This window comes from Paenimyroides ceti, assembly GCF_030409925.1.
The window spans coordinates 1617411-1633876 of record NZ_JAUFQU010000001.1; the positions used below are offsets into that span (position 1 = coordinate 1617411).

The 16466-nt window shown below is 32.9% G+C and carries 13 protein-coding genes and 1 pseudogene; 3 read left to right on the forward strand and 11 right to left on the reverse strand.

Translation table 11 applies throughout. The features are described from left to right. Nucleotides 1-123: 123 nt before the first annotated feature. The 6 genes from yidC to guaA all read right to left on the reverse strand — a co-directional run bounded on the left by yidC (nt 124) and on the right by guaA (nt 7908). Nucleotides 124-2004: a membrane protein insertase YidC gene (gene yidC, locus QW060_RS07840; protein WP_290363088.1), complete on the reverse strand. Its 1881-nt coding sequence runs from the start codon at nt 2002-2004 to the stop codon at nt 124-126. 43 nt (nt 2005-2047) lie between these two features. After that, entirely contained in the window at nt 2048-3664 is a 1617-nt protein-coding gene (locus tag QW060_RS07845) for a CTP synthase (RefSeq protein ID WP_290363089.1), read from the reverse strand. Nucleotides 3665-3773: 109 nt separating this feature from the next. Beyond that, complete coding sequence (locus tag QW060_RS07850; protein ID WP_290363090.1) at nt 3774-4004, reverse strand: DUF3820 family protein; 231 nt, start codon at nt 4002-4004, stop codon at nt 3774-3776. 1 nt (nt 4005) lies between these two features. Beyond that, nucleotides 4006-4407 carry an OsmC family protein gene (locus tag QW060_RS07855; protein WP_290363091.1) on the reverse strand — a complete coding sequence of 134 codons (402 nt, stop codon included), beginning with the start codon at nt 4405-4407 and terminating at the stop codon, nt 4006-4008. Beyond that, on the reverse strand, nt 4407-6323 hold the full coding sequence (locus QW060_RS07860; RefSeq protein WP_290363092.1) for a PBP1 and LysM peptidoglycan-binding domain-containing protein: 1917 nt from the start codon (nt 6321-6323) through the stop codon (nt 4407-4409). Before QW060_RS07860 ends, QW060_RS07855 begins: the two co-directional genes overlap by 1 nt. A gap of 55 nt (nt 6324-6378) precedes the next feature. Beyond that, nucleotides 6379-7908, reverse strand: coding sequence for a glutamine-hydrolyzing GMP synthase (gene guaA / locus QW060_RS07865; RefSeq protein ID WP_290363093.1), 1530 nt, complete (start codon nt 7906-7908; stop codon nt 6379-6381). A 132-nt stretch (nt 7909-8040) separates the two neighbouring features. Between guaA and QW060_RS07870 the strand changes: the two genes are divergently transcribed. Further along, complete coding sequence (locus tag QW060_RS07870) at nt 8041-8832, forward strand: copper resistance protein NlpE N-terminal domain-containing protein (RefSeq protein WP_290363094.1); 792 nt, start codon at nt 8041-8043, stop codon at nt 8830-8832. Between the two features lie 191 nt (nt 8833-9023). Here QW060_RS07870 and QW060_RS07875 read toward each other — a convergent pair whose 3' ends face one another. After that, entirely contained in the window at nt 9024-9200 is a 177-nt protein-coding gene (locus QW060_RS07875) for a hypothetical protein (RefSeq protein ID WP_290363095.1), read from the reverse strand. A gap of 332 nt (nt 9201-9532) precedes the next feature. Beyond that, entirely contained in the window at nt 9533-10702 is a 1170-nt protein-coding gene (locus QW060_RS07880) for a hypothetical protein (RefSeq protein WP_290363096.1), read from the reverse strand. 567 nt (nt 10703-11269) lie between these two features. Here QW060_RS07880 and QW060_RS07885 point away from each other — a divergent pair. Further along, entirely contained in the window at nt 11270-12145 is an 876-nt protein-coding gene (locus QW060_RS07885) for a helix-turn-helix domain-containing protein (protein ID WP_290363097.1), read from the forward strand. A 52-nt stretch (nt 12146-12197) separates the two neighbouring features. Here the strand turns inward: QW060_RS07885 and QW060_RS07890 are convergent. Next, nucleotides 12198-12413 (reverse strand): annotated as a pseudogene (locus QW060_RS07890) (YciE/YciF ferroxidase family protein); the annotation flags it as partial. 431 nt (nt 12414-12844) lie between these two features. Here QW060_RS07890 and QW060_RS07895 point away from each other — a divergent pair. Next, on the forward strand, nt 12845-13918 hold the full coding sequence (locus QW060_RS07895) for a baeRF3 domain-containing protein (protein WP_290363098.1): 1074 nt from the start codon (nt 12845-12847) through the stop codon (nt 13916-13918). Nucleotides 13919-13936: 18 nt separating this feature from the next. Here QW060_RS07895 and kdsB read toward each other — a convergent pair whose 3' ends face one another. Together kdsB and QW060_RS07905 are read right to left on the reverse strand one after the other, a co-directional pair. Next, on the reverse strand, nt 13937-14680 hold the full coding sequence (gene kdsB / locus QW060_RS07900; protein WP_290363099.1) for a 3-deoxy-manno-octulosonate cytidylyltransferase: 744 nt from the start codon (nt 14678-14680) through the stop codon (nt 13937-13939). Nucleotides 14681-14691: 11 nt separating this feature from the next. After that, on the reverse strand, nt 14692-16119 hold the full coding sequence (locus QW060_RS07905; protein ID WP_290363100.1) for an ATP-dependent DNA helicase: 1428 nt from the start codon (nt 16117-16119) through the stop codon (nt 14692-14694). Between the last annotated feature and the right edge of the window lie 347 nt (nt 16120-16466).

Here is a 16466-nt window from a genome sequence, read left to right on the forward strand (position 1 = left end):
TTGTATAAAACGCTGTTATTATTTATATTATTGTATTTTCTTTGCAAGCCGATATCTTCATATTGCTAAAAAAACAACCCGAATAAATTATCCGGGTTGCTAAAATTAGTAAATAAATACAAATTATTTTTTATTTTGATTTGCTTTTTGTTGCTGTGCCTGCTCCATCATTTCTTCCATCTTGCGTTGAAATTTGCTTTTTGGACGCTCTTTGGTCTTATTCTCTTCAATTTTGGCTTTGATTTTATCTTCTTTTACAATTTTATTTTTGATCACATACATAATTCCAATGGTAATCAGGTTGGAAATAAAATAGTATAATGATAAACCTGAAGCATAATTATTAAAGAAAAACAACATCATAAGCGGAGAGATATAAATCATGATTTTCATGATCTTGCTCATATCCGGCATACCCTCCTGTGGTGTAGTCATTTGCGCCTGATCACCTGTTGTCATTTTCATATAGAAGAAAATAGCAATAGATGCCAGAATCGGAAATAAACTTACGTGGTTTCCATAAAAAGGAATATAGAAAGGAAGGTTCAGTACATTGTCATAAGACGATAAGTCATCTGCCCACAAGAATGATTTCTGACGTAAATCAAATGCTGAAGGGAAAAACTGAAACAAGGCGTAGAAAATAGGAATCTGTAATAAGCCCGGAATACAACCCGCCATTGGGTTCACTCCAGCTTTGGAATACAATTTCATTGTTTCCTGCTGTTTCTTCATCGGATCGTTCTTGAATTTCTCATTGATTTCTGCTACTTCAGGACGAATCACTTTCATTTTTGCCTGAGAAACATACGATTTATATGTAATAGGCGACATTACAAGGCGTACGAGTATGGTAAGAACAATAATAGCGATACCATGAGGGATGAATTTTACTAAAAACCCGAATACAGGAATGAAGAGAAATTTATTTATCCATCCGAAGATTCCCCACCCCAAAGGCATGGTTTGCTCCAGATTTCTTTTATAGCCTTTAAGGATATCATAATCTGAAGGCCCGAAGTATAAATTCATATTATAGCTCAATTCGCCTCCTTTGAATTCTAAAGGCATTTTAGCATTGAAATCTTTTGTAAAAACCGTATCTAATTTTTCATCCGAAACCAGATTCTGAGATTTTAAGCTTGTTGTTTTAAAAGGAGTATCTGTCAATAATATGGAAGAGAAAAAATGTTGTTTAAAAGCAACATAGGATACCTCTGAAATGGTTTTTTCCTCAAATTTGCTTGTAGCACTCAGATAATCATCTTTTCCGGAATCATGCTCATATGCAATTTCTACATAACGGTTTTCGTAAGAGATACTTTTCTCATTTCTGTAGGCTTTTAACTGCCACTCCAGCTCTGCAGTTTTAGAACCGTCAACGATATTTGATAAACCAACCGTTCTGATGCTGAAATCAAGCATATATTCTTTTGGCTTGATTACATATCGGTATTCCAGATAAGCCGTTTCTGAAGTTTTCAATTTCATGGAAACGATCTGATTTTCTCCTTCTTTTGCCAAAGTAGGTTCAAAATACAAATCATTGGTATTATATACACGGTTGTCTTTTGACTGAAACTGAAGGTTTAATTTAGAATTGTTGTCCTTGATGATTTTTACCAATTCATCTGAATGTTTTGAAATTCTCTTTACGTTATTGACTTCAATTTCTTTTATATAACCACCTTTATTCGAGAAAGTTATCGTGATTAAATCATTCGTAACTTTAACATCCTTACCTTTCACAGATGGCAATGTAGCACTGTAAGCAAAAGCCCCGAGAGCTGCTTTTAATTGCGGATTAACAGCAGTGTCATTCGCGTTTTTTACCAGATGATCAATATCTGATGTTTTGTTGGTAGCAGCAGTTTCGGTTTTTGCTTTTTCTTCTGTTTCTTTTGATGTATCTGTACTTTTGCTACTGTACATCATCCAAAATAAAAGAGCAGCGATAACTCCCATTCCAATTAAACTACTTTTGTCTAATTTTTTTTCTCCCATTATGATTTTACTTAATTTTTAGAAATGAAAGGCTTTGTTTTTATTATGCCTTTATTTTTTTTTCAACAGCTGCCTTAATCAGACTCACAAAAAGCGGGTGTGGATTGGCAACAGTACTTTTATATTCCGGATGGTATTGAACTGCTACGAAAAACGGATGGTCTTTGAGTTCAATAATCTCTACTAATTTTGTTTCAGGATTGATACCCGATGCGATAAGTCCTGCTTTCTCTAAATCTTCCTGATAGTAAGAGTTGAATTCATAGCGGTGACGATGGCGTTCATTAATCAAGGTACTTTTATATATATCGTATGCTCTGGTACCTTTTTTAATTTCACAATCCCATCCTCCTAAACGCATGGTTCCTCCTTTATCGGTAATTGTTTTCTGCTCTTCCATAAATGTAATGACCGGATGAGGTGTATTATCATTTATTTCTGTAGAATTAGCGTTTTCAAGTTTCAGAACATTTCGGGCATATTCGATTACTGCCATCTGCATTCCCAAACAAATTCCCATAAACGGAATTTTATTTTCTCTGGCGTAACGCACCGTTTCTATTTTACCTTCTATACCACGAGCACCAAACCCCGGAGCAACAAGGATAGCATCAAGATTTTGCAATTTCTCTTCTGCGTTCTTCATGGTAAGGTATTCTGAATGTATACTTACTACATTTACTTTCGTATAGTTTTCTGCACCAGCATGGATAAATGCTTCCAGTATCGATTTGTAAGAGTCCTGCAATTCTACATATTTACCTACTAATCCAATGTTTACCGTGTGCTTAGGGTTTTTTAAACGATGTAAAAAGTCGTTCCATTTTACTAAATCCGGTAATGATTTTTCAGGCAGATCCAGTTTTTTAAGAGCTACTTTATCTAAGCCTTCTTCTAACATATTATTAGGAACTTCATAAATAGTAGAAGCATCTATGGACTGGATTACAGCTTCAGGTTTTACATTACAGAAAGCCGCTAATTTCTGACGTATTTCAGTTGACAGCTCATGTTCTGTTCTACAGACTAATATATCGGCTTTTATTCCGCTTTCCATTAACGTTTTAACAGAGTGCTGGGTCGGTTTTGTTTTTAATTCTCCCGCTGCAGCCAGAAAAGGTACTAATGTCAAATGTATTACAATGGCATTATTGTCTCCTAAATCCCATAATAACTGTCGCACTGATTCTATATAAGGCAACGATTCTATATCACCAACTGTACCTCCTATTTCTGTAATCACAATATCATAATCGCCGGTATTACCCAACAATTGCATACGTTCTTTGATTTCATTGGTAATATGAGGTACCACCTGAACGGTTTTACCTAAAAACTCTCCTCTTCTTTCTTTTTCAATTACAGATAAATATACTCTTCCTGTAGTTACATTATTTGCCTGAGATGTAGGTACATTTAAAAAACGTTCGTAATGTCCAAGATCGAGATCCGTTTCCGCTCCGTCATTGGTAACAAAACATTCTCCATGTTCATAAGGATTAAGGGTTCCCGGATCAACATTGATATAGGGATCAAATTTCTGAATTGTGGTACGATACCCTCTCGCCTGTAATAATTTTGCTAAAGAAGCTGCAATGATTCCTTTCCCTAAAGAAGAAGTAACACCGCCCGTAACAAAAATATATTTTGTTTGTTTCATTGATTGTATAGTGTGTTGTGTTGTTGCAATTATTTAAACTTGGCAAAAATACAATTATAATTTGTGTTTCTAAAGCAGAAAGTACAGATTTTAAAAGATTAGGGCTTATTTAAGGTTTTGGATATTTTTCTTTAATCGTACGGATCAAATATTCCAAGCCATTTAGCTTTAACTCATATATAAGTTGCAGCTGATTTCCTATTTTGCCTTTAGGAAATCCCTTTTGATGATACCAGACGATGTAGTGCTCAGGTAAATCAATAAGAAAACGCCCTTCGTATTTTCCGAAAGGCATTTTGGTATGAGCCAGCTCAATGAGTTGCTTTTGTTGATCTTCCAAACTATTTCCAGTTAAAAGTAATATCTTTTTCGATATCCGGATGCAAACTTAAATAAACAGGACAACTAAGGGCTACCCGTTCCAGTATTGTTTGTTGTTTCTCATCCAGCTGTGTATTCATCTGAAAAACAATTTTAATTTTGCTTATTTTCCGAGGCTCTGACTGCATCTCTTTGATCACCTCTGCTGTTGATCCTTCTAAAGCAATCGCCATACCCGCTGCCTTGATTCCCATAATGGTAAACATACACGTAGCCAGTGAATTTGCTAACAGATCGGTTGGAGAGAAAGCTTCTCCTTTGCCATTGTTATCAACAGGTGCATCACTAATAATTTCCGAACCAGAGGCCAAATGAACAGATTGTGTTCTTAACTCTCCTAAATAGATAACTTTTGACAACATTATTTTGCTTCTTTTATCGTTAGATTTTTATCGTAATACATAATGTAAACTGCATTATTGTAAATTCCTCCGTTTTCGTTTACATAGGTAAATTTGTTTTCTACCTGCTCTGTCCCATAATCAAATATATTTGCATCTTCAGACTGAAACATACGCTTGATTACATCAAAAGTAACATCAAACCCTCTTGTCACAAACCGATTGGGTGTACTGCCATTTGCTTGCTCATAGGCTGCAGCAAAACGATCTGATTTCGCATTGTCATTCTCTCTGGTGACTGACGGGAATAACATTTGCAAATCTGCCAATGTCTGAATATTTATTTCGGTAGAATCTAATACATCATGCTTTTCAAGTACTGCCAAACGAATACTATAAGTGTTTTTTAAACTGTTTAAGGCGTTGACCAAATCAATAGCTGTTTGTAAGGCTGTTGACTCCAGAATAACATAGTTTACCCCTGTTTTATCAAGCATGCCTTCTATTTGGCTTTTTGTAACTGCACCGTTAGCTGCTGCATCCAATAACTTTACTTCTTTGAAATTGCTTTCAAAAAAGTTTCTCGAACTTGCCGCTTTTGGGTTTAAAACAGCAATTATGTTTCCATTTTGAGCCCGTAAATACTCCATCATTTCATTCCGAACGATATCGGTGTTTGGCATGGTATGTACCTGATTCGGATATGGTTTTCCCTTGTCTGTAGACAAAGGAGAAACGATAAGTGTAGGGGTGTCTTTAAACTCTTCAGAAATAGCATCTACATTGGCTTGAAAAAAGGGTCCGATGACCACATCTGTATTCGAAAAATCGAATTGCTGCTTTAACTGTGCCACATTCATTGAACGATTAGACTCTTTTGAATCAAATATTTTCACTTCCAACGGAAGATTCATTGCTCTTGCAGAATCAATTGCGATAAGTGCTCCGGAATAAAAGTCTAACGTCATATTTAAAAACACATCGTTATTAAGTATTTTATTGATTTCTGTTTTATTATCCGGATTGTTTTTATCTAAATTAAACGGCAAAAGCAATACAAGCTCTTTTATATCTTTATCATTTCTAAAGCCTGCTATTTTAATATTATCTGTTTTTCCTGTAATTACCGGTTCGTCTTTTACAAGATCAAATTTTTTGATGGTGGGTTTTCCTACGATGAGTTCCATTCCTATTCGCAAACCATCTTTCAATTCAGGGTTCCACTGCAAAAGCTGTTCCTGAGAAATACCGTATTTTTTAGAAATATTATAAACCGTTTCTTTAGGTTCTACTATAATGGTTTTCGCATTGGCTGCTTTAGAAGTTTGCTTTTTATCATTTGTTTTAGAAGGTTCTGTCATCAGATTACCAGAAACCGGAATTTTTATTTTCTGGTTTTCTTTAATCCCGCCTGAAGCCAGTTCAGGATTTAACTCATAAATCTCTGAAACAGTTACTTGATTTTTTACTGCAATGCCATAGATAGTTTCTCCGGGTTTTACATCAATGAGACGAAAACTGTCAGTTGAAATATTTGTAGCAGCAGGAGTTTTCTTAGGTGTTTCTGTCTTTTTTGAAAGATTTAACAACTGCCCTATTTGCAATCCATTTTCTCTTAATCCGGGATTTAGATTATAAAGCTGTTCAATGGCAATATTGTATTTTTTGGAAATACCATACAGGGTTTCTTTTGCCAGTACCTCGTGTTGCAACATGGTATTTCCGGAACTTGGTATTAATAAAACCTGATTTTCACTGATACCGTTAACGGCTTCAGGATTTAATAAAAAAATAGCATTACTGGTAGTCTGGTATTTTTTAGCAATCTGTGTCACGGTTTCTCCTTTGGCAACAATATGCTTTTCAGAATTCTCCTGTGCAAAAGATCCCCATGTAGTAAAAAATGCCGATAAGGCTATTATTAGATTCTTTTTCATAATCATGATGTTTAAACAAATAAGTCGCTGTAATAAAACAACGACTTAAAAATATTTATTCCCACTCAATTGTTGCGGGTGGTTTTGAGCTTATATCATATACAACTCTATTGACACCTTTTACTCTATTGATTATTTTATTGGAAATTTCCATTAAAAAATCATAAGGAAGATGTACCCAGTCAGCAGTCATACCATCGGTTGATTGCACAGCACGTAAAGCTACTACTTTTTCGTATGTACGCTCATCTCCCATGACACCAACTGAATTTACAGGCAGCAATATTGCACCAGCCTGCCATACCTGATCATATAATCCGTGTTCTTTTAAGCCGTTGATGAAAATTGCATCAACTTCCTGCAAGATACTAACTTTTTCCGGAGTTATATCACCTAATATACGAATTGACAATCCAGGTCCCGGAAACGGATGACGTCCCAATAGTTCAGGATCAATGCCTAAAGTAGCTCCCACCCGGCGCACTTCATCTTTAAAAAGCATGCGTAGTGGCTCTACTATTTTTAATTTCATATAATCCGGTAAACCTCCCACATTGTGATGCGATTTGATGGTAGCTGAAGGTCCTTTTACAGAAATCGATTCGATCACATCAGGATATATCGTTCCTTGTGCCAGCCAGGTAACGTCTTCGAGGAGTTTAGATTCATCATCAAATACATCTATAAAGACACGTCCTATTATTTTTCGTTTGGTTTCCGGATCATCAATACCAGCCAATTCAGATAAAAAGCGTTCAGAAGCATCTACTCCTTTCACATTTAATCCCATTCCGTGATATTGAGCTAAAACATTCTCAAACTCGTTTTTACGCAATAATCCGTTGTTTACAAAAATACAGTACAAATTCTGTCCGATAGCTTTATGCAAAAGTACAGCTGCTACAGTTGAATCAACCCCTCCTGATAAACCAAGAACAACTTTGTCATTTTTCAATTTATCCTGTAAGTCTGCTACTGTTTCTTCAACAAAAGCATTAGGCGTAAAATCCTGATTTACATGAGCAATGTGAACTAAAAAGTTTTTCAACAATTGGGCACCATCTGTTGAATGATATACTTCCGGATGAAATTGAATCGCATACGTATCTTCTCCTTCAATTCTGTAAGCTGCATTTTCTACATCTTTTGTGCTCGCTAATTTCACACCATTTACAGGTAATGATTTAATAGTATCTGAATGGCTCATCCATACCTGACTGTTAGCAGGAATGTTTTGAAAGAAAACTTCGTCTTGTTTTATAAAAGCAAGATTAGCTCTGCCATATTCACGCGTGTCTGAAGGTGCTACCTCACCTCCATTGAAGTGAGCGAGATATTGGGCACCATAGCAAACCGCTAATAAAGGCAGTTTTCCTTTGATATTAGACAAATCCGGGTGAAGGGCATCTTCAGAGCGAACTGAAAAAGGACTACCCGATAAAATGACCGCTTTAAAAGAAGATAAATCTTCCGGTATCTGGTTGTAAGGTAAGATTTCGCAAAAGATATTTAATTCGCGAACTCTACGCGCAATAAGTTGTGTGTATTGCGATCCGAAATCTAAAATAAGTACATTGTGTTGCATATGCAAAAGTAATCAAATCTTAAAAAATTAAAAATAATTTTAAATTTTAAATTATTAAAGTTGCGCAACCTTTAAATTGGAATTATTTTTGATGCACTCTTTAAAACAAAGAATTATTAATTTACACTTACTATGAAATTAAAATATAGCGTTTTAGCAATCACAGGTGGCATCATTTTGACTTCGTGCTCTTTGAAAAGCAAAGATAAAACGCCTGTATTTATTCAACCAGCTTTACTGGATACCATTTTTAACAATGCTTATGAAGGTACTATTCCCTGTCCTGATTGTCCCGGAATTGAAACAATAGTGCACATATACCGTGACAGTACCATATCGAGAACTGCCTATTATCAGGGCAGAGAGCAATTACCGGAAACAAAAATCGGAACGTGGAAACTTAAAGACTCTATTTTTGAAACGACATTTGACCGTGAAAAATTATTTTATAAGATCAAATCCGGCAATGTAATTCTTCGCGTAGGTTCTGATTTTAAAGAGGTGGAAGGTAAACTGGCAAAAGATTATATACTGACTAAAGCACATCCTTTTGATGTAAAAAATATAATCGGCACCTATATTATCGGTGATACCCTCGGTGAATACAAAAAACTTGTCATAAATAATATAGCTAAGCAGCAATTCAACATTAGTTTCGAGCACCAAATTAAACAGGATAGTCTGCTGAACTGTTCATATGAGTTCAAAGCAAAACTCAATAAAGAAAACAATCTTGAAACAGATTTACAAACGCTTAATGATTCTTTAAAAGGACAAATAAAAATATTATTTACCAAACATGCCGCTCATTTATACTATAAAGATATATCTGCAAGTCAACCCTTTATCTTATGCAAAGAGCATCCACAGGAAAGTATGCAGGGCAGCTATAAATCCATTAATAACAGAAGTTATCAACAATAGTGTACGCTAAATTTTAAAAAATTTTGCATTGATATTTAATTAATATGTCAATACTATAGTTGTACCTAATGAAAAATATCATTTATAACAAACCGTTATAAACTACTTCACACCTGGTGGGTTGTATGTAAATAACGGTTATGGTTATCTTCCTGATTTTTATACTTTATTTATTATTGATTAGATTCCGGTTAAAATATAAAATTGGTAATCATTAAGGTAATTGACGAAGACATCAAAAGAATGCCAATTGCTAAATATATGTATCCGATGAGTTTGTAGCGCGGAGGTTTTATTTTTTCCATACCAGTATTAGTAATCTGAAAACCAATGATTAACAAAATTATGATTAATGTAATAATTATCATTTTAGAGTAGTAGTTTAATATTTATATCTGCTTTTTGTTTAATAATATGGCAAATTAATATTATTTATTTAAAATAAAAACATTTTAAGATTTTTATACTTTAATTCTTATAATCTCTAATAGTTACTATATTAGTTCTCACATCTTTAATAATAAATCGGTTGATTTCAAAAAAATAGAGATATATAAAATACCTCTATTATCCTACATTTACCATAAAATACTTCATATTGGATTTATACTCCAAAGCATTGTATTGCTACTTACTATACTCTTTTTATAAACGTTAGCTGCCTAACTCGATGGTTTGTACTCATAATTTTTTATTCTGATTATAGCAGATATTTTTCAATGTATAGCTTCAGCATTGTGGTTTTATACTCATCTAATCCATCTAAAACACTACTTATTTGTTGCTTAAATTCTTTCTCTTTAGATAATTTCCGGTATTCTCTTGCCAATTCAAGTCTGATTCGCTGCTTTAAATTCATGTTTCCAAAAGGGTCGAAATAGGAATCTATGCGAGAGAAATCTTTTACACCCGTCCACGTAAATTTCTCTTCTTTTACTTTTGTCAAAAGCGATAGATATTGATCAATACTTTCTTTAGATGTAATAGTATTGGTAAGTAAAGAGTTTTTTATCGCAAAAAACTGTTTTTCAATAGAAGTATCATCTTGTAAATATTCAAAAGCATATTCTATAAGCTTATTATTTACTCTTTGAAGTTGCTCTTGCCTGCCTAACAGATTAAACGACAGAATAGCATAAGCATCTTCTTTCATAAAATGATTTCTTATTTCTTCATCAGTTACAACTCCAAAAGTATTGGGTTGGATAATTTCATATCCGTTTTCTTTTAAATTTTTCTCAATGTCATCTTTATGAAAAGCTCCGATTACTACTAATACAGTATCTGATTTTCTATGATTTTCGAGCACTTTTTGTATTCTCTTCGATTGAAGATAAGTCCGATACAGGAATAATCGTCTTGGAAAATCAAATGCCGTTTTTTCAGGATGATTTGTATACCAGGCAGCAATACTGTCTCTGTAATTTTTACCATCTGCAAAATATAATCCATCTTCAAAATCTTCTTTTTCTGTGAAAGTAGTAAAACCAAGAAATCCCGTTTTTTGTCTTGTTAATTTAGGAACTTCCAAATCTTTTATTCCAAAACTGAGATCTAAATCTTGTTCTGTAGGCAACCAATCAATAGGATGTAAGGGGATTTTGTTTGCTTTTGCATACGGCACTATTAAATATTGCTGTTCATACGTGAATTCATAAAAATTATTTTTTGAAAATTCTTCCGGGGATCTTTCAATGCAAATTGCCGATGGATTTACTTTATTTATAAATGCTCTTATGGCTGCTGGTTGCTGATTATAGTTAATCAGCTGCGAAGAATGACCAACTCCAAGTACTACTACTTTTGCTTTCTGAGCAAATAATGACTGGATTGATAAAAAACAAATGAATAATAATGTTTTTACGCTCATTTTTTTAATTTATGATGATATGTACTTTTTATTTACGGTATTTGGTTTTTGTTTCTTATAAACGTTACAAAATTTTTATTTAACTCCTTTTATTTCAATTTATATGATTACTCCCGTTGTTACTTATTTTTTACATTTCGTTATGACTTTCGTTTTGATGTTCTGTTTATAATGACATCAATTTAATCTTTTATTAAATAAAATTCAAAATGTTGTACACTGGCTGTGGTATTTTAGTTATGATACAGCAAAACCAATAACTATTCCATGTGTATCTTACAAAGATATAAATATCCTCAGTCAGCTTTAACCATTCAAAACAATTTATATTAAACTGATATTGTTTTTTTCATTCATGAATCGGATAATCCAGGAACAATTAACTGATAAATTCAATATTTTGAATTAAGAGAAAAGACTGTTATGAAATTTTGTTGCGTTTAATAATACTATAACTTTTATACTATACTTATTTATTTATCTTTACTGCAAACAATTTCAATCCATTAGAATTATTATATCGTATATAATAATATTGATTCAATAATTTTCTTTTAAAATATTATTATGATAAATTTTCAACTTACAGAGCAATTGAAGACAAATGGGTTTAGTATTAATACACTCAAAAAAATCATTAGCTTTAATGGAGGTAAAAGAAATTTTAATACACTTGACTATTATTGCATTTATATTGTTTTTGATTATGCAATCATTACTGTTGAAGGAATAGAATATGAAATAAAAGGTCCGAATATAGTGTATATTGGTCCGCATAATAATATTACCTATCAGGAAAACACTGAAGAAGAAAACACTTATTTAATTGCATTTTCTGCTTCATTTTATGAAAGGTCAGCTAAAGACAGCATGTTTCTTAACTCAGAATTATTTTACAATCTCACAGAAGATATTTTCATATCTCCTACCCGGACAACCGAACATGATATAAAAAGATTTGCTATTGAACGACTTGAACTGTATCAGGATAAAGATAGCGGACTATATAATTCTATTGCACACAATACTATTGAAGCTTTGATTTTGGATGGCTTTTTAAATATTGGAGATAACAGTCTTGAAGCTACTCGCGGTAACTTTGAAAATATTGACATCGTTAACAGATTCCGTGTTATGCTTCACACCAATTACAAACAACACAAAATTGTGAAGTATTATGCTGATAAATTAAATATAACACCCAGAAGATTAACTGAAATGACTGAGCAAGTTTTAGGTAAAACTCCTAAACAAATAATAACTGAACGTTTATTACAAGAAAGCATCAGGCTTTTAAAACATTCAAAGGTGAGCATCGGCGAAATATCATTCGAATTGGATTTTAATGACGAAGGAAATTTTGGGCATTTTATTAAAAAGCATACTGGTAAGACTCCAAAAGAAATAAGGAATCAGTCGATAATTGAAAAAGCTCTCAATTGATATCATAAAAAATACCGCTATGATTGCGGTATTTCTTTTTCTGTAATGCTTCTTAATCTTCTTTTGAAGCTTTAAAATTGATATTATTATAAGCTGATTTAGATAGAGTTTCGTCAGCCTCTTTTTCTTCATTCAGAGTTTCCACAAGAAGCTTGGCTACTTTGGTTTCTCCTAATGTTTTTGCAAAGTCAGCCAAAGTACCAAAGAAGGCAATTTCATAATGCTTACTTTTTTGAGACGCTGAAATGATTACCGCATTTCTTACCGGTCCTGTATCAGTACTATTTTTAAACTAAGTTTCATAAATAAAATGAAACATCCGATTACCTCTTCGATTATAAACAACCTATTTCGTTAGTATTATGGTACAAAATCTATTAACCAATCCTAACCAATAGAAATGCAACTTTTTGAGCCTGTTTTAATTTGACTAAATACTTCATCAAATTTGTTTATAATTACTGAAAGAGCATTCTGACCTATCAATTGACATTTGAATATTCGAAAGTATTTATTCAATACAACCAAAGCTATTGATAAAGAAGAACATTTCACGTAATATATGCTTGTAAAGCATAACCCTTTTTAAATGCTAAAGAAATGCAAAAGCCTGTTATATAATTGATCGTTAACTTTCAAATGATTATATTTAAGTGTTAAAAATGCTTAAAAAATTTATTAACATTTAAAATCTATTATATGGCAATTAAAGAACAGTTATTAAAATTAGCAAAGGAGAAAAACAAAGCATGTGTAACTATTTCTTTTAATACACACAGAACGATTCCTGATAATCTTCAGGATGAAATCCGATTAAAAAACTATATAAAAGAAGCTGAACAAAGACTTGAATCTGAATTTAACAAAAAAGAAATCGCTTCTCTTTTGTCAAACTTAGAGAAAGTAAAAAGTGGTTTTGAAGTCGATAAAAATATTGAAAGTATTCATATTTTTATTTCCAATGATACCCTTGAAATTATCCGATCAAACTGGCCGGTAACGAATGAGGGGGTACTCATTGATGAGACATTCGCCATACGCTCTCTTATCAAAAACTATAATCGTGAAGAAGAATACTATATTCTGTTTCTTACACAAAAGAATGTGCATTTATATTTAGCGAATAATGATGTACTCATACGAGAAATAGAAACAGATGATTTCCCGTTTAATGAAGAAAAGTACAACCTTATCCATTTAAACAAAAAAGCGAACAGTAATGAACATCTTGTAAAGGAGTTTTTTAATATTGTTGATAAAGCCGTTATTGCTGAAATTGGATCTTCTAATCTCAGATGTGTTGTTGCGACCACACATGATAATTTCAATACTTTAAAATTGGTTGCCGACCGGCCTAATTTATACTCCGGACATTTTTCCCTGAATTTCAACAGTTTTACAAAGAAAGACCTGAGTCATGGAGCGTGGGAGATTGTTACCGACTTACAGAAAAAAGAACGCAGTGAACTTATTGAAAAAATGAATCAGGCGGTTTCAAAAGGTGAAGTTCTGACGGATCTTCAGGAAATTTATCAGGCTGCTCTTGATGGAAATGCAGACTTACTTATTGTCCATCAAAATTTCACACAACCTGTAAAAATGAAAGATGAACGCACCTTTGATCTCGCAGAAAATGCCTCTGAAACAGGTGTGATAGATGATATTACAAGTACTATTGCATGGGAAGTAATCAATAAAAACGGTAAAGCAATATTTACCAGTCAGGATGAAATAAAAAATCTCGGGAACATAGCGCTCAAAACCCGTTATTAAATACCAAAAAGGTTCGATTTATATCGAACCTTTTTGTTTTAATAATAGCCTGGCCTGTTCCAAATCTTCACGCGTATCTATTCCTATGCTCGTATGATTTGTTTCCGCCATTTTGATTCGTTTTCCAAATTCAAGGTATCGCAGCTGTTCCAGTTTTTCTGAAGCTTCAAGTGTTTTCATCGGCAGATTTGAAAAATCAATAAGTGCCTGTTTTCGATAAGCATACACCCCTACATGTTGAAAATAACGAACACCAACATTGATATCCCTCGGATACGGTATCACTGAACGCGAAAAATAAAGTGCAAAATTATTTTGATCTACGACTACTTTTACATTATTCGGATTTTCTATTGCGGCCTGATCTGAAATTTCAAACATTAAAGAGGCTAAGTCTACAGTATGGTTTCTATCTTCATTAAAGATATTAATAAGACTTTCTATATTACTCTTGTTTATAAAAGGCTCATCGCCCTGAACATTAATCACAATATCACATGTAATATTTTCTATGGCTTCAGCAATACGATCACTTCCGCTTTCATGTTCTTTAATGCTCATTACAGCTTTACCTCCATTGTTTACGATCTCATTAAAAATAAGATCAGAATCTGTGACAACAAAAACATCATCAAATAATTGTGTGCCAAGAGCTGCCTCGTAGGTTCTTAAAATTACTGTTTTACCACCAAGATCCTGCATCAGTTTAGCAGGAAAACGCGTAGATGCGTATCGTGCCGGTATTACTGCTATTACTTTCATGTTTCTATATATTATTCCTGAAAAAAACTATCTTTAAAACCAATAAGGTATAATTTTTCTTTTGCACGTGTCATTGCTGTGTAGAGCCATCGGATATATTCTTTGGAAATGCCATCTGGTAAATATGGCTGTTCTATAAATACGGTATTCCACTGTCCCCCCTGAGATTTATGACAGGTTACCGCATAAGCAAATTTAATCTGTAAAGCGTTAAAATATTCATTTTCTTTTACTTTTTGCATTTTTTTATAAGCTGTTCGCTCATCTTCATAATCCAATAATACTTCCTGATACAATTTATTGGTTTCGTCGTAAGACAGAGAAGCAGATTCCGATTCTAAAGTACTCAGAAATACAATCGTATCAAATGGCTGAAGTGCCGGATAATCGATCATACGGACTTTTACCGAAGCAAATCTAAACCCGTATAATTCTACTATTTTATAAATCTGTAGAATTTCCATGATATCTCCATTTGCAATAAAGTCGGTAACAGTCTGGTTGTCTTTGAGCCAAAAATAATTATTCTTTACAACCATAACCATATCACCAACTGATATTTCACTTTCTTTATCTAATATTTTATAGCGGATCTGCTGATTGTACTGGTTGGCTCTTTTATTGGAACGAACTATGAAAACCGTTTCTTCTACTCCATGGTTACTGTAGGCATCCTGAATAGCGTCCAGTATCTCATACCCATCCTGCAGAGGAACGATATCATTAAATGGTTTTACATCAAACTGAAAAGTATCTAAAAAATAAGAATCTAAAAGTTCTCTTAACTCAGTAGCATTATATAAGATACCGGAATCTAACTCCTGGCGCATTACTTCATCCAACTCAATATGAGTAACTTCCATCTGATAATTGAGAGAAAGTGTATCAGTATTGAGCGCCGGACTTACTTCCTGATGCACGGGTGGTAACTGTGCCGTATCTCCTACTAAAATCAATTTACAATTTTGTCCTGAATAGACATAATACAATAAATCATCCAATAACGAACCATTAGTGTACATATTAGTATCTGTACTCACATCAGAAATCATGGAAGCTTCATCGACGATAAAAATGGTATTTTTAAATTTATTAGCTTGCATGGTAAATGCCATTCCAGTATTCTTATCTTTTTTAGGATAATAAATACGCTTGTGTATGGTATATGCCGGTTGACTGGAGTAGTTAGCAATAACCTTAGCAGCTCTACCGGTTGGTGCCAGCATTACATATTTTTTATTGATGTGACGAAGCTGATTAATAAGAGTAGAAATCAATGTCGTTTTACCAGTACCTGCATATCCTTTTAAAACAAATATTTCATCTTGCTGATCATTTGTAACAAACTGGACTACCTTTTGTAAGAAAATATCCTGTTTCAAAGTAGTCTCAAAAGGGAATTTACTTTTAACCAAATGATAAAATTCTGAAGGAGTCATCAATGTAATTCTTTTAATAAATTAAGTTATCAAAGATAAGATGTTTTTAAATCAGAATAAGATTTGTGGAAGGTTTTAAAAACTTTAAAATAACAGTAAGTCTTTTTAAGATAAAAAATAATAAAACACTCATAAACAATAGATTAAACTCTTTTTTATTTTGATCTGAAACTCAATGTGTCTATAATGGCTCCTAAAATATTGAATAAGAATTATTTTTTTAACAATTAAAATCAATATAGAAAAAATAATACAAAATAAAAAACATCAAAAACTCATTTAAATCTTAAATAAAATAGTTATGAGTAGTACTGTTAAACTAATGCTTAAAACATCTCAATACAACA

What these genes read in the sequence shown, in the direction of transcription:
- yidC (WP_290363088.1), bottom strand. Translation starts at nt 2,004, where the DNA reads ATGGGAGAAAAAAAATTAGACAAAAGTAGTTTAATTGGAATGGGAGTT.
- QW060_RS07845 (WP_290363089.1), bottom strand. Translation starts at nt 3,664, where the DNA reads ATGAAACAAACAAAATATATTTTTGTTACGGGCGGTGTTACTTCTTCT.
- QW060_RS07855 (WP_290363091.1), bottom strand. Translation starts at nt 4,407, where the DNA reads ATGTTGTCAAAAGTTATCTATTTAGGAGAGTTAAGAACACAATCTGTT.
- QW060_RS07860 (WP_290363092.1), bottom strand. Translation starts at nt 6,323, where the DNA reads ATGAAAAAGAATCTAATAATAGCCTTATCGGCATTTTTTACTACATGG.
- guaA (WP_290363093.1), bottom strand. Translation starts at nt 7,908, where the DNA reads ATGCAACACAATGTACTTATTTTAGATTTCGGATCGCAATACACACAA.
- QW060_RS07870 (WP_290363094.1), top strand. Translation starts at nt 8,041, where the DNA reads ATGAAATTAAAATATAGCGTTTTAGCAATCACAGGTGGCATCATTTTG.
- QW060_RS07875 (WP_290363095.1), bottom strand. Translation starts at nt 9,200, where the DNA reads ATGATAATTATTACATTAATCATAATTTTGTTAATCATTGGTTTTCAG.
- QW060_RS07880 (WP_290363096.1), bottom strand. Translation starts at nt 10,702, where the DNA reads ATGAGCGTAAAAACATTATTATTCATTTGTTTTTTATCAATCCAGTCA.
- QW060_RS07885 (WP_290363097.1), top strand. Translation starts at nt 11,270, where the DNA reads ATGATAAATTTTCAACTTACAGAGCAATTGAAGACAAATGGGTTTAGT.
- QW060_RS07895 (WP_290363098.1), top strand. Translation starts at nt 12,845, where the DNA reads ATGGCAATTAAAGAACAGTTATTAAAATTAGCAAAGGAGAAAAACAAA.
- kdsB (WP_290363099.1), bottom strand. Translation starts at nt 14,680, where the DNA reads ATGAAAGTAATAGCAGTAATACCGGCACGATACGCATCTACGCGTTTT.
- QW060_RS07905 (WP_290363100.1), bottom strand. Translation starts at nt 16,119, where the DNA reads ATGACTCCTTCAGAATTTTATCATTTGGTTAAAAGTAAATTCCCTTTT.